Here is an 18,774-nt window from a genome sequence, read left to right as displayed (position 1 = left end):
GGTAGAGATAAGAAGAGTCGAGCGCGCCCGTCAAGAAATTGAACGATGAGCGGTAGTGGTAAAACGGGCTTTGCAAGCGTTTGTTTTTCTGCACATAACTAAGTGGTTGTTTGCATGGATAAACGCAGTATAAGCCTCGCGTCAGGGGCATTCAGTTACCGACAGAAGGTCTGTCGGTAACTTTCAACCAACGAACGAGCTGCCTTATTGTGTCCTGCATTACTGTCACTATTGCGGCTACAGGTGCACTTCGACGGCCAGCGGTAGATGATCGGACAGATGCGTCCACGGCTTGTTACCGAGGATCTGTGGGTCATGACTGCTGGCATTGCGCAGGTAGATCCGGTCCAGCCGCAACAGCGGAAAGCGTGCCGGATAGGTCTTGGCCGGGCGCCCGTGATGGCGCTCGAACGCTTCGTGCAGATAGTCGCGACGGGCGAGGGCGACATTGCCCTGAAGCTGCCAGTCGTTGAAATCGCCGGCAATGATCACCGGAGCGTCATCGGGCAGGGATTCGAGCAACTGGCAGAGCAGTTGCAACTGCAATTGCCGATGGCTTTCGAGCAGACTCAAATGCACGCAGATCGCGTGGACCTCAGCGTGCCCCGGTACGTCGAGCACACAATGCAGCAGGCCACGGCGTTCGGGCCCGGTGATCGACACATCAAGGTTGCGGTACTCACGGATCGGGTATTTCGACAGCAGCGCATTACCATGATGGCCGTCGGGGTAGACGGCGTTGCGCCCGTAGGCGAAATCGCTCCACATGCTGTCGGCGAGAAACTCGTATTGCGAAGTTTGCGGCCATTCGTTGTAACGGCTCGAATGCCGCTCGTGTTCACCCACCACTTCCTGCAGAAACACCAGATCGGCCGAAGTGCTGCGCACCGCTTCGCGCAGTTCCGGCAGGATAAATCGCCGGTTGAGCGCCGTGAAGCCCTTGTGCGTGTTGACCGTCAGCACTCTGAGACGATGGATGACGGGCGCGTCGACTACATGACGCTCGGGATCGCTGGACACGGTTACTCCTGTGAATGCTGAGTGCCTGTTCATGCGACTGACAGCTGGGGCCGGCAGTTCCTTGCGAATCAATAATCTTGCCTGCGTTCGCTAGGCTGCGGGAGTCGCAGAAACGCCGCCCCTTCAAAATCAAAAGAGTGCTGCTTTTGGTCGTTCGATCTCGGTATCAAGGTTCAGATCGCTCCCCGGAGTTTGTACTGCAAGGGATACCTTACGAGCGGTGAGTCAAATACTCGGCACAAGATGAAACCTGATAAGCGCCGCGTCCCTTTGGTTCGCGGCATTTATCTTGATGGCCAGGGCTTACCGGACCCGTTCAGATGTCAGTGTTTGAATCACTCACGTTAGCTTGGCGAGAATGGTCGGTTGCGTGACTCAAATGAGCACGATTTCAATGTCATCAATCTCATAGTCGTTGCCAATACCTGTTGCGACGTTGCTGTAGACGTCAACCGTGATGGAGCTGGTTGTTGGGGTAAAAGTGCCTGAGAGGGTGATCCAGTTGGTTAGAGAACTGATTTGGGTAGGGCCGGCAACGAGGCTGCCAGCGGCTCGGATCGAGAGTGATGGCGTCGCGGATGCACCTTCATACCGGATAGCCTTAATACTGAAACGATATTGGTAACGCGGCTGCAGATTGGAGAGTGTCTTTTGAATAATCACCCCGTTCGACTTACCTGTGTAGGTGTAGTTATGGAATCTCCAGTTGCCACCCACATTTCGTAACTGCAAGTCCCGCGGATCTACACCAGGTCCACCGACCCAGCCGTTCCAGTTCTGATTGGCAAAATCGGTGAAATCTCTTTTCAAACCTGAGGTGGCGGTAAAGGCCCGCACCGCCGATTCCGGTTGTGCACCGTAGAGTGCTTTGGCCTTGATAGGGTGAGCGACCGGGCTTAGTCCACTGATCACTCTGCTCCAGTTGCCATCGGCGTCGACCGGCACGTCCGGCGTCAGCGCGGTGTTGCCGTCGTAAAGCCTGACAGTCTGACGTGGACTCGCCGTGCCGGTGACGGTGACGCTGGTATCAAAGGTAATCCCGCCGGGCGCGATTGTGCCTTTGGAGTCGGTGATGTTGCTGATGGCGGGGGTCACGGTTTGCGCGACGGTAAAGCTGCGCACTGCTGACTCCGGTTGTGCACCGTAGAGTGCTTTGGCCTTGATAGGGTGCGCGACTGGACTCAGTCCGCTGATCAATCTGCTCCAGTTGCCATCGGCGTCGACCGGCACGTCCGGCGTCAGCGCGGTGTTGCCGTCGTAAAGCCTGACAGTCTGACGTGGACTGGCCGTGCCGGTGACGGTGACGCTGGTATCAAAGGTAATCCCGCCGGGCGCGATTGTGCCTTTGGAGTCGGTGATGTTGCTGATGGCGGGGGTCACGGTTTGCGCGACGGTAAAGCTGCGCACTGCTGACTCCGGTTGTGCACCGTAGAGTGCTTTGGCCTTGATAGGGTGAACGACCGGGCTTAGTCCACTGATCACTCTGCTCCAGCCGCCATTGGCATCGACTGGCACGACTGGCGTTAGCGCCGTGTTGCCGTCATAGAGCTGCACGGTCTGGCCTTGACTGGCCGTGCCGGTGACGGTGACGCTGGTATCAAAGGTAATCCCGCCGGGCGCGATTGTGCCTTTGGAGTCGGTGATGTTGCTGATGGCGGGGGTCACGGTTTGCGCGACGGTAAAGCTGCGCACCGCCGACTCCGGTTGTGCACCGTAGAGTGCTTTGGCCTTGATAGGGTGCGCGACTGGACTCAGTCCGCTGATCAATCTGCTCCAGTTGCCATCGGCGTCGACCGGCACGTCCGGCGTCAGCGCGGTGTTGCCGTCGTAAAGCCTGACAGTCTGACGTGGACTGGCCTTGCCGGTGACGGTGACGCTGGTATCAAAGGTAATCCCGCCGGGCGCGATTGTGCCTTTGGAGTCGGTGATGTTGCTGATGGCGGGGGTTACGGTTTGCGCGACGGTAAAGCTGCGCACCGCCGACTCCGGTTGTGCACCGTAGAGTGCTTTGGCCTTGATAGGGTGCGCGACCGGGCTTAGTCCACTGATCACTCTGCTCCAGTTGCCATCGGCGTCGACCGGCACGTCCGGCGTCAGCGCGGTGTTGCCGTCGTAGAGCTGCACGGTCTGGTCTTGACTGGCCGTGCCGGTGACGGTGACGCTGGTATCAAAGGTAATCCCGCCGGGCGCGATTGTGCCTTTGGAGTCGGTGATGTCGGTGAGGGTGGGCGATATCCACCCAGCCACCCGTAAATCTAATGCTGCAGAGTATTCATTCCGCTGCGTGGCGGTCCGCCACAATGTATAGAGCACCCTAACGCTATTTCCGATGTTGGCCGTCACGAATTTTACGTCCACCGGAAAACGCACAGGTTGACCTTCGGTCACGGTGGTAATGGGCAGCCAGTCACTGGTGCTGGCGAATGGGTTGGGACTGCGCCAGTAATAAGTAAGAACATCCCCCTTCAGGGTCTTCGCCTCGCTGATCCACACATGCACTCTCTCGAACACCTTGGACGGATCCAGCACATCCCCCGGCGGATCGGCCTCTTCCACTTCGGGGGCCGGCAGTGTCGCGCGGACCTTCCCGACCTTGGCCAGCAACCGCTCGGACTCTCTGATGTCGAGGAGGCCAGGTGCATCGTTCGCGACCACGTAAGAAAGGTCGAGCGTGCCGTTATCAAGCACACTGATGTGCTCGGCGTTGATGTCGAACGTGACCAGGCCTTCCTTGGCTTCGTTGTCGCTGACTATATGGGAAACCTCATGCAGATAGGCGTCGCCGTTGGACTTGATGCCGGTCCATCTCAGGCAGATCAGGTCGCCATTTTTCATCGCGTAGCGTACGTCGACCGTGGCGTAAGGCTGGTCCGGTTCGAGGGTATCGCCGAGCAGTTCGCGGATGCTCGGCTCGGGGAGCATGTTGACGTCGCCTTCTACCCTGGCAAGAGCGCGCCGGGAAGAGATCGGGTCGCCCCCGTCCTTTTTGTAAAGAATATAAGACGCATCGGCGCGCCCTTGGGCGATGGCCCTGATCAACTCATAGGGCACTTCGATTTCCAGCACTGAAGGGACGTTATCGATGTCGCGGGTTTCGCTGCAGATGAGCGGTTCCGCGTTATACGGCGGCGTGCCGATAAAGGTCATTTTCACGCTGTCGCCCACGCCGAAGTACTGGCTGCTGACATGGATCTGAATCGTCACCGGCTGCTTGTTCAAATCCCTGATAGTAATCACGCCGTTGAGGGCTTCCCTGATGATCGGTGCCTCCAGTCGCCAGCCGCCCGCGTCCACGTCGATGTAGGTGCGTTGAGAGTGGCGGTCGGCCCAATTCCCGACTTCGTCAATGATGTCGTATTTGACTACCAGTCTGAGACCGTCGCCGGCGCCGAGAATGGCGTCCTGATCAATCAGGATTTCGATCGGCTGCTGGCCTTCGGCTTGCTCCGGCGTGATGCGGTGCGCAGGAATCAGGTATTCGCCCAGCTGTAAACGCACCTTGTCGTTGCGTGTGCAATACACATAATGAGGGATGGTGGCCAGTACCCCTTTTTTGGCCCATTCGGCGTCTATCACGCCTTGTTCGACCAGTTCGGGTGGCAGTTGCACGATGTTCAGTTCTGAATGGCCGTCCTCGTCATTCGGATGCCTGTCAAAGTTACCCGGCTTGTATAGCTTGACCCATATCCGCAAGGCCACCGAGGGCGGATCGGCTTCGGTCTCGCCTTTGCGTGTCAGCACATAGTGGCAGTTTTCAAGCCACCCCGACTCGACAGGCGTCGGCAGATAAAAGAACACCCGCTGGTTGACTTCGTCGGCCTCCACGAATCGTTCGCGCACTCTCGTGCCGTTGCAATAAATCTCGAGTTTGTCACCCTCGCTCATGGGAGGCAGATAAGGATTGATGACGCACAGCACGCCGTCGGGGTCATCGGTGGCGACCTTGATGCTGATCCCGCCATCGCCATCTTGCACCGGCTCGACCATCCCCGGAATCAGCAGGGGACGCAGCACCGTCAGTGGGTTGTTGCCTTCCGTCAGGGGAGGGAAGCGGAAACGCTTGTGAGAAGGCATCAGGCAAGTCCTCTTGAAGAGCATTCAGGCGCTTTTTGATGACGACCGGTGCGGACAAACTCAGTGCGAGTCGAGGTGGATTCAGGCTTGGGGTCGTTGACAAACACGGCAATGCACTCCGGTCGGGTGATGGAGTGATTGAACCTGTATTGATGGGTTAGCGCACCTGTCAGATCTGACAGGTGCGCACTGAAAATCGACGAACGGCTTAAGAGGGGTGGCACGAATTTCTGGCGGTGAGGTGCGAGAAAATGCACCCGCGCCAGCAGGATGTCAGTCGGCCTTCACGCTGAAGGTTCTGGCGCTTTCATCAACAAGCCCATAGGTATTGCGAGATGTACTCCCTGAACTCGTTGAGTTCAGACAAACACGATTTCATACGGCAAGCGCATCCGCTCCAGGATCACCGGCGGCAGCATCGGCGCAATGCCGATCGCCGGTTCGCCGTTGAGCTGGCTGGCGTAGGCGTGGGTGGCGTGGCTCTTGCGCGCGACGGTCCAGGTGTCGAGGCGCAGTTTGCGCGCGCGCTCCCAAGGGATCAGTTGCTGGTCGCGTTCGGGCCAGTGCCATGCCCAGACCGGTACATCATGGAAGATCGCACCGGCCTGTTCAGCCGCTTGCGCACTGGCCCGGCCCACCGCTTCGTGGTCGTCGTTGCCATCGCCGCGCCAGGTGCTGAACACCACGTCGCCGGGGCGCAGGTAGCGGCCGATGAACTCGGTCACTTGCGCCTGCTGGTCGCACAGGGCGTTATCGGTGAAGCCGCCACGCACCCATTTCAGGCTGTGCATTGGCAGGCCGAGGCGGCGCAGGGCTTCGACGCTTTCCTGTGGGCGAAATACGCTCAGGCGTTTTTCCGACCACTGCCGCGAGCCGGGGTGGCTGGCACTGCCGTCAGTGATCGAGAGCAGTTGCAGCGGATGACCGAGGCTGGACAGTAATTGCAGCAGTCCGCCGCAGGTGACCACTTCATCGCCGGGATGCGGCGCGATGACCACGGCGCGGGCACCATCGGGCACCAGGCTGCGAGTATTGATGACGGGAATGTTGTCCAGTTGTGCGGCGCTGTTCCATATTTGCGCCGGCAGGCTGCTGTCGCTGAGGGATAACGTTTTCATGGTCTGACGTCCTTGTGTTGTCTCGCCCTCAGTCGTGTGCGTGGCAGTGATTGCCAGACGCCACCGACCCGTGAAGGCTGGTTGAATGCCGTGCGACGCTCCGAACCCTGGATTGCCGCGCAGCAGAGTATTGCTCATGAAGCCAGATCCGTCGCGTCACAGATCAATCTGATCCGCTTTTTTTTGCTCCATCTGTGCCAGATTTCGCAGATAGTCACCAAAGCCACCACGAGCACGGCTGTCGAACCGCGCGCTGGTGAGGACTTGCGGGCGATGACTCCAGGCGATGTTGGCACCGTCCCGTTCCAGCTCTCGCACCAACTGCACATCTTCATCGCAGGCCAACGGTTTAAAGCCTCCGGCCCAGCGATAGGCGTCGGCGCTGATGCCCAGATTCGCGCCGTGAATGTGCCGATGGCCATCACAGGCCCGGTAATGCCGGTGATAGCGGATTTGCGCCGCGGCATCGAACGACTCGTGCCAGCGTTCGACGGTGACGGTACCGCATACCGCGTCGGCCCCCAACCCCAGCTGGGCGACCAGCCAGTCGTCGGCGACCCGACTGTCGGCGTCCGAGCAGGAGATCCAGCGAGCGCCGCGTTCCAGCAACAGTTGTGCGCCGGCCGCCCGGGCCTGGCCGACATTGCGTGCATCGATGTGCAGGCTCAGCACCGGATAGCGGCTGACAATCTGCGCCGAGCGGTCGGTGCAGCTGTCGAGTACCACCAACACTTCAACCTTTTCGCCAGCCAGTAAACCGTGGCGGCTGGCGCGCATGGCCGCGTTCAGACAGTCGTCGAGCAAGTCTTCCTCGTTGTGCGCCGGGATCAGAATGCCGATCATCGCAAGCCCTCCAGTGCCGCTACCGAGCGCGGCTCCCGGCTCCACACCTCAAGGAGGAAATCCGCTTCCTGATGCAGCGCCACTCGCGGCAGATGCAATTTTTCGTGGATCAGGTCATGAACCTGCCGCGCGTTCAGCGGGCAGCCATCGATGGGCGGACGCCAGTGACAGGCAAGGAACTGGCCGTCGGCAGTCAGGCAATCACTGGCCCGACGGATCACTTCTGTCAGATCTTCGCCATCGAGGTAGTAGCCGATCTCGCTAAATACGATCAGGTCGAATTTTTCCTCCGGCCAGTCGCCGGGAAGACGGTTTTGCCGCACTTCGGCATGATCGAACAGACTCAAACGCGTGCGCGCCAAGGTCACCGCCGCACTGGCGGTGTCGCAGCACAGCAGGCGATCACAGCGGCTGGCCAGTTCGGCACTCAACTCGCCGTTGGCGCAGCCCGGTTCGAAGATTGCCCGGTAGTGCGGACGCGGCAGGGCAGCGAGAGTGATCGCGCGTTTGCGCTGCTCGTACCAGCGCTCACGGAACGCCCACGGGTCGTCGTTGCCGGCAAACAGGCCATCGAAGTAGCGATCTTCGACACTCATAGAAACACCACTTCGAAGGGCTGTAGGAGGCGATCGAGCACATACGGCGCGAGCACCGGACCGAGTCCGGCGTCAGGATCGCCCTCCAGTTGACTGGCGAAGGCATGTACCGCGTGGCGCTTGCGCGCAACTTGCGCCGGCGTCAGGAGAATCTTGCGTGCGCGTTGCCACGGGACAAAGGCGTCTTCCGGGGTTGCCCAGTGCCAGGTCCACACCGGCAATTCATGGCAACTCGCACCGACGCGGCGGGCAGCTTCGGCACTGGCGCGGCCGACGGCTTCGTGGTCGCAATGACCGTCTTCACTCCACGTGGTGAACAGCACGTCATCGGGGCGCAGATGACGCTCGATGAAATTCACCAGCTCTGCTTCCTGAGCGGCCACCTGGGTGTCGCTGAAGCCACCGCGCAGCCACTTCACGCGATGCATCGGCAAACCGAGGCGGCGTAACGCTTCGGCAGACTCCTGCGGGCGCACCACGCTCAGACGTTCGACCGGCCAACGACTGGAACCGGGGTGACTGGCGCTGCCGTCGGTGACTGAAATCAGCTGCAGAGGCCGTCCAGCAGCCGCGAGCAATTGCAGCAAACCGCCACAACCCAGCACTTCGTCGTCCGGGTGCGGCGCGATAATCACCGCCCGTGCGCCGGGTGGCACCAGACTGAGGATGTCGATGCTGTCCAGTTCCGCCAGATGCCGCGAAGCCTGCCATTGATGCAGGCTCGTACCCTGACCGACAATCGGATTGGTTTTCATAGCGCCCATGCCTCCGCGGATTGCCCGGCAACCATTTTCCCGAGCGCAGCCAGATCACGTTCGGCGTGACTCTGACGCAGGAACACCGGCAGGTCGGCGCTGAGCCGGGCAAAGTGCCGATCCTTGCAAAACGGCCCGGCGCCGAGGGCGCGACCGACCTCTCGCTGCACCTGTTCCGCCGACTGCTCGACCACCGCGCGGGCACGACGGGCGAGCAGTTCGGCGTTGTCCTCGGGGTGTGCATCGATGTGCAGGGCGCTGAAACGCAGGACATCGGCGGCCGCCTGCAAGGCACTGTCGACCGCGCCGAGATGGGCGAGGGCGTGCGGCTCCGGGCGTTGCTCACACTGTGCGCGCAACGCTTCGGCAATTTGCCTTGCGGCGCCGTACCAGCACGCCGCAATACCGATACCGCCTTGCCAGAAACCCGGTCGTTGCAGATAGTCGCCGGGATTGCCGATGGCCTGTGCTTCGGCGCCGTCGAACAGCACCTCCACGCTGCCAGTGGCGGCCATGCCCACGGCTTGCCAGCCTTGCTCGGTGACGGTCACGCCCGGTTGGTCGAGGGCGACGGCCACCAGTTGTTGCTGATCATCGGCATCCCACGCGGTGAGCAAGGCGTGGCTGAGCACGGCGGCCCCGGAGCACCACGCCTTGCGCCCGTGCAGCGCGACCATGTGCCCGGCCGGGCTGACCTTGACCCGCGCCTGCGGCGGTTCCGCCGCCCACATGCCCCACGTACTGCCCGGTGTCGGCGAACCGCCCAATTGCTCGATGATCGCCAGTGCGTCGGTATGGCCTTCGAACAGTTTGCACAAACCGAGGTCATGCCCAGCGACCTCCGCCAGACACTGAAAACGTTCCAGCGTGCGGCCACTGCCCGGCAACGGCAAACGATCCAGCCCGGCCTCGACCAGCGCCCGCAGACAATTGCCGAGCGCTACGGTGTGCGGATAATCCGCCGGACGCCGGGCGAGATAACGGTGCAGGTCCATATCAGTCTTCTTCATCACGTTGCAGTTCGAACAGCAGCAGCGAGCGCCCGGTGACCGAGTATTCGTGGCCGAAATCGAAGCGTTCCTGACCACGAATCGACGGCTGATTGGTGTCGATCATGCAAGTCCAGAAGCTGCCTTCCGGCACTTCCGGCAAGGTGAAATTGACGATGTCGTGGTGGGCGTTGACCACCAGCAGCAGCGTCGCATCCGCACCCTTGCGGCGAATCCCGGTTTCCTGCGCGCGGCCGTCGAGCAACATGCCCAGGCAGCGGTTGTGCGCATCGTGCCAATGCTCGGTGGTCATCTCGGTGGCGTCGGGTGCCAGCCAGGTGACGTCCTTGACGCCGATGTCCTCGTTGTACTCGCCAACCAGGAAGCGGCCGCGACGCAGGATCGGATAAGCCAGACGCAACTTGATCAGGCGCTTGACGAATTTCAGCAACGCCTTGCCGTCCTCGCTCAGGTCCCAGTTGACCCAACCGATCTCGCTGTCCTGGCAATAAGCGTTGTTGTTGCCGTCCTGGGTACGGGCGAATTCATCACCGGCGACGATCATCGGCGTGCCTTGGGCGAGCAGCAGGGTGGCGAAGAAATTGCGCATCTGCCGATGGCGCAGGGCATTGATTTCGGGATCGTCGGTCGGGCCTTCTACGCCATGGTTCCACGACAGGTTGTTGTTGCTGCCGTCCTGATTGTTTTCGTCGTTGGCTTCGTTGTGCTTGTCGTTGTACGACACCAGATCGTTGAGGGTGAAGCCGTCGTGGGCGGTGATGAAATTCACCGACGAGTACGGCCGCCGTCCGCGCTGGTTGAACATCTCGCCGGAGGCGGTCATGCGACTGGCGAAGTCGGCAACCTGGCCGTCGTCACCTTTCCAGAACGCGCGCACGGTGTCGCGGAACTTGTCGTTCCATTCGACCCAGCCCGGCGGGAAGTTGCCCACCTGATAGCCGCCGGGGCCGCAGTCCCACGGCTCGGCGATCATTTTCACCTGACGCAGCACCGGGTCCTGACGGCAAGCGACGAGGAAGCTGTGACGCTCGTCGAAACCATCGTGATAGCGGCCGAGAATAGTCGCCAGGTCGAAACGGAAGCCGTCGACGTGCATCTCGCTGGCCCAGTAACGCAGCGAGTCGGTGACCATTTGCAGCACGCACGGATGGCTCAGGTCCAGCGTGTTGCCGGTGCCGGAATCGTTGATATAGAAGCGCTTGTCGTCCGGCATCAAACGGTAGTACGAGGCGTTGTCGATGCCGCGCATCGACAGGGTCGGACCTTGCTCGTTGCCCTCGGCGGTGTGGTTGTAGACCACGTCGAGAATCACTTCGAGATTGGCTTCGTGCAGGTGCGCAACCATCTCCTTGAACTCGGCGATCTTGCCGCTGGCCAGATAACGCGGGTCCGGAGCGAAGAAGGCGATGCTGTTGTAGCCCCAGTAGTTGGTCATGCCTTTGTGCAGTAGATGCTGGTCATTGACGAAGGCGTGAATCGGCAGCAACTCGACGGTGGACACGCCGAGCTTGCGAATATGTTCGAGCACATCGTCGACCATCAGCCCGGCGAAGGTGCCGCGTACGTTCTCCGGCACCGAAGGGTGACGCATGCTGATGCCGCGCACGTGGGTTTCGTAAATGATGGTTTTGTCCCACGGCACGCTGACGCGATGGTCGTTGCCCCAGGTGTGCGCCGGGTCGATGACTTTGCACTTGGGCACGAACGGCGCGCTGTCGCGCTCATCGAAACTGAGGTCGGCGTCAGGGTGGCCGATGGTGTAGCCGAACAGCGCTTCCGACCATTTCAGTTCGCCGACCAATTGCTTGGCGTACGGGTCGATGAGCAGTTTGTTGTGGTTGAAACGATGACCGTTGGCCGGGTCGTAAGGGCCGTAGACGCGGTAGCCGTAAATCAGCCCCGGGTGCGCATCGGGCAGGTAGCCGTGGTAGATCTCGTCGGTGTATTCCGGCAGTTCGATGCGTTCGAGTTCGACTTCGCCGGCATCGTCGAAGATGCACAGTTCGACCTTGGTGGCGTTGGCGGAAAACAGAGCAAAGTTCACCCCCAGACCATCCCAGGTCGCACCGAGCGGGAAGGGCAGGCCTTCACGGATTCTCGACGGCTCGGCGTGCGCGGCGGGTTCGGCATTCTTTGGACGGGTCATGATTGCTCCTGCAAAACGGGTAATTTCTGGGCTTACACATCCCCCTGTAGGAGTGAGCCTGCTCGCCATAGCGGTCTATCAGGCGACATCGATGTTGAATGTCAGATCGCTATCGCGAGCAGGCTCACTCCTACAGGGGATTGGTGGGTTTCTTGAGGACGAGCGCGTCCTCGGTGGCGAGCGAACCCGCCACACGTTCATTCAGTTCAATAATCCAGTTAGAGCGTCAGATCGCCGAAGGCTTCTTCGGCGCCCGAGGCTTTTTCTCAGCGGGCTTTTCACCCGGGGGAATCACTTTTGCAGCGCTGGCCGGTTTGGCTTTGGCCGCAGGTTTTGGCTTGGCGGCTGGGGCCTTGGCCTCACTAGTCTTGCCCGCGGCTTTGCTGTCAGAGGCTTTTGGCGGTTTCTTCGGCGCCAGCGCTTCGGCTTCAGCGAGCTTGCGCGCCATTTCCCAATGGCGCTCCTCGTGCCCTTCAGGCTTGCCTTCCGATTCCCAGATTTGATAGGCGAATTCGCGAATGCGTTTATCGTCGGTACTCATCGCAATGCTCCTGAACTGAACTCATGCTTGTGTTAAGTGTTGGATAAAGAGATTGACCGGGACATCCCCCAGCGCGTCGCTGATATTCAGCTCCCTGTTTTTTGTGACTGCGCTGCTTGAAAAAAGTCCCTTCAGGTTTGTTTCAGAGGCGGCGAACGGTAGAACCACCCGCGTGTCGCCCCAGCGCAGCGCATCGACTTGAGGTACAGCACCGTTTTCCAGCAGCTTTGCGCAACGGATCGGCACGATCACGATGGCCTGCTGGCCCTCGTACTCACGGGCAAACGCGAGCACGTTGTGCGCCTGACTGCCGAGCACTTCCAGGGCCTGGTAGCGGCCACGGCGGAACAGCTCGGCATGCTCGACACGCAGGTTCAACACCTGGGCGATCAAGGCTTGCTTGATGCGCCCGTCACGCCAGTTCGCCAACAACTCCACAGGTGGCAATGGCTCCTGCAAGGCGTGTTCACGAGCGGCATAATCCACCGGCCGGCGATTGTCCGGATCGACCAGGCTGAAGTCCCAGAACTCATTACCCTGATACAGATCCGGCACCCCCGGCACGGTCATGCGCAGCAAGGTTTGCGCCAAGCCATTGAGGGCGCCGGCAGCGGCGATGCTGTTGACGGTCTTGCTTAGTGCGGCGCGCAGCAGCTCGCCTTCTTCACCGGTGAGGAGTTTTTCGGTGAATGCCTGCGCGGCGTTTTCATAGGCTTCGTTAGGCGCACTCCAACTGCTTTGCAACTTGGCTTCACGCAGGGCTTTCTGTTGCCATTGCCAGATGCGTTTGGCGTAATCGGCGAACCCGGCCTGATCGTCATCGCGCAGTTGCAGCGGCCAACAGCCCAGTAACGCTTGATAGAGGATCAGCTCATCGCCGCTCGACGGCATCTGATCGTCAACGCGCACCGGCCGGGCGAGGGCGCGCCACAGTTCGATCTGCTCGGCGTACCAATGGCTGCGTTCACTGAGCACGGCCAGACGCGCGCGGGTGTCTTCGCCGCGTTTGTGATCGTGGGTCGCGGTGGCCAGCAAGTTGTCGGGGAACTCGTCCAGCCGTTGCTGATTGACCGCATGAAAGTCGCTGAGCGGGGCGCTGAACTGCTCGGTGTTGTAGCCGACGTCATTGCGTGACAGCAGCACCGCCGAGCGATACAGCGCGGTGTCCTCAACGGCTTTGGCCGCCGCCGGTGAGGTCAGTTGCTGAAAACGCACACAGGCATGTTTGAGGATCTTGCGTGAACGCCCGCGCGGTTTGCGCCGCAATGGCGTGCCACCTAGCCAAGCGGCAACGCAGTCGAGCACCGGCCAATCGGCTTCGCTCAGCGTTTGCCGGGCCCCGTCCATGGCCTGCTGGAAAAACACCTCGTCCTGCTCGGAGCGACCCATCGCACTGATGTAAGTGCGATAGACCGGGAAGTGCACGATCAGCGCTTGCAACACCCGGCGGATCGCACCGAGGGTCAAGTCGCGAGTCATCAGGTCATCGCGGGCGACCTGCAGCAGGGCCTGGGCGACGCTCTCGCAATCACTGGCCAGCGAACCGTTAAGGATCTGCTGACGCGCCAGTTGCGCTTCTTCGATGAATGCGGCCGGGCGTTCGGTGCGCCGTTGCCACAGATCACCGAGCACGTGTTCGCCGTCCGGGTCGTGTTGCAGCAGCGACAGCTGATTCATGAACTCGTAACCGGTGGTGCCGTCCACCGCCCAGTCGCGGTGCAGGGTTTCGCCGGCGCCAAGGATCTTCTCGACGTAGATCGGCAAATGCCTGCCCGGTGCCAGCAGATCAACCCGGCGGCGCAGTTTGCGGCAGTAACCACGCGGATCGGCGAGGCCGTCGATGTGGTCGATGCGCAAACCGTCGACCAAGCCTTCGGCGATCAACTGAAAGATTTTACCGTGGGTGGCTTCGAATACCGCCGGACGTTCGACGCGCAAACCGCCGAGTTCGTTAATGTCGAAAAAACGCCGCCAGTTGATGTCATCCGCCGCCGTGCGCCAGCTCGCCAGGCGATAGCTTTGGCGTTCCAGCAACTGATGCAGTTTGTCGAAGCCTTCTTCGCTGCTCGAATCGTAATGCTTCAGGTTGTTCTGGATCGCTTCGAGGATCTGCGGATCAATCGCCAACTGGCGCAATTCTTCTTTCAGCGGAATCGCCAGCGAATGGGCATCGGTCTGATAGCTGAGGGAACTGAAGCGATCGGCCAGCGCCTTCAACGTTTCCTCGGACCTGAGCAATTCACCGTAATCGTTCGGGCAGATCGGGAAGTGATGGTCGTAATGCTCGACATGGAAGCTGCCTGTCTGCGCATTGAACTGCAGTTTCAGCGTGCCTTCCTGCAAGGCCACACCGTAATCGCTGCCAAGAAACGGTAGCAGCAATTGGCCTTCCATCAACGGGTCCGGCGAGTGCCATTGAATGTCGAAGAACTCGCCGTAAGGGCTCAGTCGCCCCCATTCCAGCAAGTCGAGCCACCACGGGTTGTCGTTGCCACCGACGGCCATGTGGTTGGAGACGATGTCGAGGATCAGGCCCATGTTGTGTTCACGCAGGGCGCTGACCAAGCGCCGTAACGCCGCTTCGCCACCGAGTTCCGGGTTGACCTGGGTCGGGTCGACGACATCGTAGCCGTGCATGGAACCGGCCCGCGCCGCGAGCAACGGTGAGGCGTAAATATGGCTGATGCCGAGCCGGGCGAAGTACGGCACCAGTGGCACGGCTTGTTCAAGGGTAAAACCCTTATGAAATTGCAGGCGCAGTGTCGCGCGCAGGGGCTGGATAAGCGCTTGATTCATTGGTCACGCTCGGCAGCCTGAAGACGCGCGCACGCGAGTAGTTCCAGACGTCGCGCCGCATCCGCGCCATCGAGCAGCGCCTCACTGGTGCCGGGCAAGCGCCGTGACCAGTTTGGATGGGTGTCGATGGTGCCCGGCAGATTCGCTTGTTCGTTGATGCCTAGCGCATCTTCCAGCGGCAACAGCACCAGAGGGGTACGGGTGTGTCCGAGGAAACGCACCGCGGCATCGACCACTTGATCGGCCTCGTGGGATTCCTCGCGAAAATTCTGCGGGTCCTGACTCAAGGCGCTGCGCAAACCTTCGCGTTCGCGCTGGCGGTGCTGGCGCCATTCGATTTCACCGTTGGCATCGACAAACCCCAAGCGCGCATTCCAGTCGATATCGCGGCCATGCCACCAGCCGTTGAGCGTCGGCAGGTCGTGGGTGCTGGTGGTGGCCAATGCGTTGTCCGGCCAGTCGAGAATCGGCTTGAAATAAGTGTTGTCCTGTTCGAACAGCAACACGCGCATGCCGAGCATCGAGCGGGCGATAAGCTTTTCACGCAGGCCATCGGGCACGGTGCCGAGGTCTTCACCCAGGACAATCGCTTGATGGCGATGGGATTCAAGGGTCAGTAATCGCAGCAAGTCGTCGACCGGGTAATACAGATAGGCGCCATCGGCAGGTACTGCGCCGTTGGGGATCACCCACAAGCGTTGCAGACCCATGACATGGTCAATGCGCAGGCCGCCGGCGTGGGCGAAGTTGGCGCGCAGCATGTCGATGAAGGCGCGAAAACCATTGCGGATCAGGCCCTCGGGGGAGAACGCGGAAATGCCCCAACCCTGGCCCGAGCGATTGAGAATGTCCGGCGGTGCGCCCACGGTCAGCGAGGCGAGCAGTTCATCCTGAAAACTCCAGGCCTGACTGCCAGCACCGTCGGCGCCCACCGCCAGATCGGCGATCAGGCCAATGCCCATGCCGGCGCTGCGGGCGGCGGTTTGCGCACGTTCCAGGCAACGGTGGATCAGCCATTGGCAAAAAGCGAAATAGCCAATGCGTTCGGCGTATTCTTCGGCAAACGCTTCGAGCGCTGCACCGCGTGGGTCGTGCCAGTGTTCTGGCCATTGCCGCCAGTCGAGGTTTTCGCCACGGGCGGCGCGCATTTCCTGAATAGCTTCGAAACGGCAGTGATTTTCCAGTGCTTCGCCACCGGCGTGGCGGAAACTGGCGAAGTCCGGGTGCAGCGGGTGGTCACCAGCGATGAAACCTTCGTACAACGCTTGCAAGAGTTTTTGCTTGGCGTCGGCGGCGCTCGGCCAGTCGATCAGTGTCAGGTCTTCCAGTTGCGCGAACTGCTCGGCCAGGCCGGCCGCGTCGATCGCATCACGCAAGGCGCGCTCACCAAGAATGGCCCCGGGTGCCGCGTACAGAGAATTGAGGAACAACCGACTGGATGGCGAATAAGGGCTGTAGCGCCCGGTATCGGCGCTGAACATGGCGTGCAGCGGGCTGATCGCCAGGGCATCGGCGCCGCGCTCACCGGCCACGCGGACCAGATCTTCCAGTGCTTGGGTATCGCCGAAACCACCGTCGCCGGCGCGGCGCAAGGCATACAGTTGCGCACTCAGGCCCCAGACGCGGGGAATCGGATTATCCACCGCATCGCCGACGCTGAAGCAGCGCTCCGGGGCCACGGCCAGGGTGAAATACTGATCGCTGATGTGCACCTGTTGATAGCCGACCGGGATCAGTCCCGGCAGTATCGCTTCAGAGTCGAGTTTCAGGTTCAGCCGCGAGCCGTCTTCAAGGTGGATTTCACACGGCGTCTCCGGCGCGAAGTACCGCGCCAGATCCACGCCGACCCCGACATCGGCGGTCAACAGCGGCGGCAGGTGGCGGTCTTGTTGAACGGCTTGCAGTTCCAACAGGCTGGCGTCGATTTCCTGCGCCGTGCTGGCCGGGTGGCCGAGGCCGATCAGGACATTGCGCAGCACCGCCGGGGCGACTTTTTGCGGGCGGCCGTTGGCGTCGATCCAGTCGACGGCAAGGCCGGCTCGGCTGGCAAGAATTTCCAGTTGCGCATCGCTCATAGGCGCTCTCCATCCAGAGGTTGCAAAGGGGTTGCGGCCGTGAGGCTGACAAGCGCGCAATACGCGGGCAGTTCGCCCGATTCCGACAGATCGGCGGTGGATGGCTGCTGAAACAACCACACGGCCTCGGTCTGTGGAGGGTTGACCACTGGCGTGTCGCTGAGGTTCAGGTCAATTCGCAGCTCGCTGCCATTGCCCAGACGCCAGCGCGCACTGACCGCGCCATAACCGAGCATATGGGCGCCGAGGGCCTGAGTGCCGGACAGATGGGGAATGATGTATTGATGGCGAAATTGCAGGAGCTTTTGGTACAGCTCCAGGGTTTCCTGCTGTTTTGCGCTGCCATGGCCGACCAACCTCGGCTGTGAGGCGTGGAAGGTTTTTTCGGCATTCGGGTCGGGAATCTGCTCGCGCTTGTGCGGATCGGTGAAGGCACTGAATGCGGCGAATTCATTACGGCGGCCCTCACGCACCAACTTGGCCAGTTCGCCGTGGTGACTGGTGAAAAACAGGAACGGCTGCTCGGCGGCAAACTCGTCGCCCATGAACATCAGCGGAATCATCGGTGACAGCAGCAACAACACGGTCGCTGCCTGCACGGCGCGCGGATCAGCCAGATGATGCAGGCGTTCGCCGAACGCGCGGTTGCCGATCTGGTCGTGGTTTTGCAGGAACAGCACAAACGCCGTGGACGGCAGGTGTTCGCTGGGCTCGCCACGCGGTTCGCCATGGCGGGTGATGTGTCCCTGGAAGACAAACCCCTGACTCAGGCAGCGCACCAATTGTTCGGTGGGTTGCGCGGCGTAGTCGGCGTAATAGGCGTCGGTTTCGCCGGTGAGCAGGACGTGCAAGGCGTTATGACCGTCGTCATTCCACTGCGCGTCGTAGTCGTATTCGAGCAGGCTCGACTGGTTGAGTTCGTTTTCCACAGTTAGCCAGACATGCCGGCTCGGGTCGATCTGCGCGCGGATACGCTGGGCCATCTCGGTGAGGAAATCCGGGTCTTCGATGGCATGCACCGCGTCCAGGCGCAGACCGTCGAAGCGGTATTCGAGCAACCACATCAAGGCGTTTTCGATGAAAAACTCGCGCACTTCGTCGCGGCGAAAATCGATCGCTGCACCCCATGGCGTGTGTTTGTCTTCGCGGAAAAAGCCTTTGGCGTAACGATGCAGGTAATTACCGTCGGGGCCGAAGTGGTTGTAAACCACGTCGAGAATCACCGCCAGACCATGACCGTGGGCGCTGTCGATCAGGTGTTTGAGTTGTTCCGGCGTGCCGTAGGAGGCTTGCGGGGCGTAGGGCAAAACACCGTCGTAGCCCCAATTGCGTTCGCCGGGAAATTGCGCCAGCGGCATCAGTTCGATGGCGGTGATGCCCAAGCCTGCAAGCCGCGCCAGATGTTGTTCGACTTCAGCGAAACCCCCGAGCGCACCGACGTGCAACTCGTAGATCACCGCTTCGCTCCATGGCCGACCGTGCCAGGCCGTGTGTCGCCATTGATAGGCCAGCGGATCGACCACCACACTGTGGCGGTCAAGGTCGCCGTCCTGTGCCCTGGAGGCCGGGTCGGGCACCTCCAGTTCGCCGTCGATGTTATAGCGGTAACGCGTGCCCGCCGGACAGCGGGCCTTGATCACAAACCAGCCGTCTACCTGAGGCAGCATCGGCAGCGACTGGCCGCTTTCAAGTTCGACACTCACGTAAAACGCATCCGGCGCCCATAGCGCAAATTGCGTGTGTTCGGCGTCCAGCATGATCGCGCCGTGGGGCCAGGTTTCAGTAGACCGTAACGGCATC

At 60.9% G+C, this 18,774-nt stretch carries 12 protein-coding genes; all 12 read right to left on the bottom strand.

From position 1 onward, the window contains the following. Nucleotides 1-237: 237 nt before the first annotated feature. The 12 genes from ACZZ0A_RS11885 to treZ all read right to left on the bottom strand — a co-directional run bounded on the left by ACZZ0A_RS11885 (nucleotide 238) and on the right by treZ (nucleotide 18,773). Nucleotides 238-1,020, bottom strand: coding sequence for an endonuclease/exonuclease/phosphatase family protein (locus ACZZ0A_RS11885; RefSeq protein ID WP_122661320.1), 783 nt, complete (start codon nucleotides 1,018-1,020; stop codon nucleotides 238-240). Between the two features lie 375 nt (nucleotides 1,021-1,395). Then, complete coding sequence (locus ACZZ0A_RS11880) at nucleotides 1,396-5,094, bottom strand: carbohydrate binding domain-containing protein (RefSeq protein WP_463543133.1); 3,699 nt, start codon at nucleotides 5,092-5,094, stop codon at nucleotides 1,396-1,398. A 359-nt stretch (nucleotides 5,095-5,453) separates the two neighbouring features. Beyond that, nucleotides 5,454-6,212 carry a PIG-L deacetylase family protein gene (locus tag ACZZ0A_RS11875; RefSeq protein WP_007918172.1) on the bottom strand — a complete coding sequence of 253 codons (759 nt, stop codon included), beginning with the start codon at nucleotides 6,210-6,212 and terminating at the stop codon, nucleotides 5,454-5,456. Nucleotides 6,213-6,368: 156 nt separating this feature from the next. Next, nucleotides 6,369-7,055 (bottom strand): glycosyltransferase family 2 protein, encoded by a 687-nt coding sequence (locus ACZZ0A_RS11870; protein ID WP_007918170.1) that lies wholly within the window; start codon nucleotides 7,053-7,055, stop codon nucleotides 6,369-6,371. Then, the gene (locus tag ACZZ0A_RS11865) at nucleotides 7,052-7,651 is read right to left on the bottom strand and encodes an SAM-dependent methyltransferase (RefSeq protein ID WP_463543132.1); all 600 of its coding nucleotides are present in this window, start codon (nucleotides 7,649-7,651) and stop codon (nucleotides 7,052-7,054) included. The genes ACZZ0A_RS11870 and ACZZ0A_RS11865 overlap by 4 nt, the downstream gene beginning before the upstream one ends. Continuing rightward, the gene (locus ACZZ0A_RS11860; RefSeq protein ID WP_007918166.1) at nucleotides 7,648-8,406 is read right to left on the bottom strand and encodes a PIG-L deacetylase family protein; all 759 of its coding nucleotides are present in this window, start codon (nucleotides 8,404-8,406) and stop codon (nucleotides 7,648-7,650) included. The genes ACZZ0A_RS11865 and ACZZ0A_RS11860 overlap by 4 nt, the downstream gene beginning before the upstream one ends. Next, nucleotides 8,403-9,401: an acyl-CoA dehydrogenase family protein gene (locus tag ACZZ0A_RS11855; protein ID WP_007918164.1), complete on the bottom strand. Its 999-nt coding sequence runs from the start codon at nucleotides 9,399-9,401 to the stop codon at nucleotides 8,403-8,405. The genes ACZZ0A_RS11860 and ACZZ0A_RS11855 overlap by 4 nt, the downstream gene beginning before the upstream one ends. Before the next feature lies 1 nt (nucleotide 9,402). After that, nucleotides 9,403-11,562, bottom strand: coding sequence for a glycogen debranching protein GlgX (gene glgX, locus ACZZ0A_RS11850; RefSeq protein WP_414894316.1), 2,160 nt, complete (start codon nucleotides 11,560-11,562; stop codon nucleotides 9,403-9,405). 226 nt (nucleotides 11,563-11,788) lie between these two features. Then, nucleotides 11,789-12,103: a DUF2934 domain-containing protein gene (locus tag ACZZ0A_RS11845; RefSeq protein ID WP_463543131.1), complete on the bottom strand. Its 315-nt coding sequence runs from the start codon at nucleotides 12,101-12,103 to the stop codon at nucleotides 11,789-11,791. A gap of 21 nt (nucleotides 12,104-12,124) precedes the next feature. Then, complete coding sequence (locus tag ACZZ0A_RS11840) at nucleotides 12,125-14,899, bottom strand: malto-oligosyltrehalose synthase (RefSeq protein ID WP_463543130.1); 2,775 nt, start codon at nucleotides 14,897-14,899, stop codon at nucleotides 12,125-12,127. Next, nucleotides 14,896-16,974: a 4-alpha-glucanotransferase gene (malQ, locus tag ACZZ0A_RS11835; RefSeq protein WP_463543129.1), complete on the bottom strand. Its 2,079-nt coding sequence runs from the start codon at nucleotides 16,972-16,974 to the stop codon at nucleotides 14,896-14,898. Before malQ ends, ACZZ0A_RS11840 begins: the two co-directional genes overlap by 4 nt. After that, a complete protein-coding gene (gene treZ, locus ACZZ0A_RS11830) occupies nucleotides 16,971-18,773 on the bottom strand; it encodes a malto-oligosyltrehalose trehalohydrolase (RefSeq protein ID WP_463543128.1) in 1,803 nt (600 codons plus the stop codon). Before treZ ends, malQ begins: the two co-directional genes overlap by 4 nt. Nucleotide 18,774 lies beyond the last annotated feature (1 nt).

It is taken from the genome of Pseudomonas sp. AC242 (assembly GCF_979258655.1).
The sequence above is the reverse complement of the archived record's forward strand: the minus strand, read 5'-3'. Positions and strand labels throughout refer to the sequence as shown.

Bases quoted from the DNA above. Each gene is read 5' to 3' on its own strand.
- ACZZ0A_RS11880 (WP_463543133.1), bottom strand. From the start codon at position 5,094: ATGCCTTCTCACAAGCGTTTCCGCTTCCCTCCCCTGACGGAAGGCAAC.
- ACZZ0A_RS11875 (WP_007918172.1), bottom strand. From the start codon at position 6,212: ATGAAAACGTTATCCCTCAGCGACAGCAGCCTGCCGGCGCAAATATGG.
- ACZZ0A_RS11870 (WP_007918170.1), bottom strand. From the start codon at position 7,055: ATGATCGGCATTCTGATCCCGGCGCACAACGAGGAAGACTTGCTCGAC.
- ACZZ0A_RS11865 (WP_463543132.1), bottom strand. From the start codon at position 7,651: ATGAGTGTCGAAGATCGCTACTTCGATGGCCTGTTTGCCGGCAACGAC.
- ACZZ0A_RS11860 (WP_007918166.1), bottom strand. From the start codon at position 8,406: ATGAAAACCAATCCGATTGTCGGTCAGGGTACGAGCCTGCATCAATGG.
- ACZZ0A_RS11855 (WP_007918164.1), bottom strand. From the start codon at position 9,401: ATGGACCTGCACCGTTATCTCGCCCGGCGTCCGGCGGATTATCCGCAC.
- glgX (WP_414894316.1), bottom strand. From the start codon at position 11,562: ATGACCCGTCCAAAGAATGCCGAACCCGCCGCGCACGCCGAGCCGTCG.
- ACZZ0A_RS11845 (WP_463543131.1), bottom strand. From the start codon at position 12,103: ATGAGTACCGACGATAAACGCATTCGCGAATTCGCCTATCAAATCTGG.
- ACZZ0A_RS11840 (WP_463543130.1), bottom strand. From the start codon at position 14,899: ATGAATCAAGCGCTTATCCAGCCCCTGCGCGCGACACTGCGCCTGCAA.
- malQ (WP_463543129.1), bottom strand. From the start codon at position 16,974: ATGAGCGATGCGCAACTGGAAATTCTTGCCAGCCGAGCCGGCCTTGCC.
- treZ (WP_463543128.1), bottom strand. From the start codon at position 18,773: ATGCCGTTACGGTCTACTGAAACCTGGCCCCACGGCGCGATCATGCTG.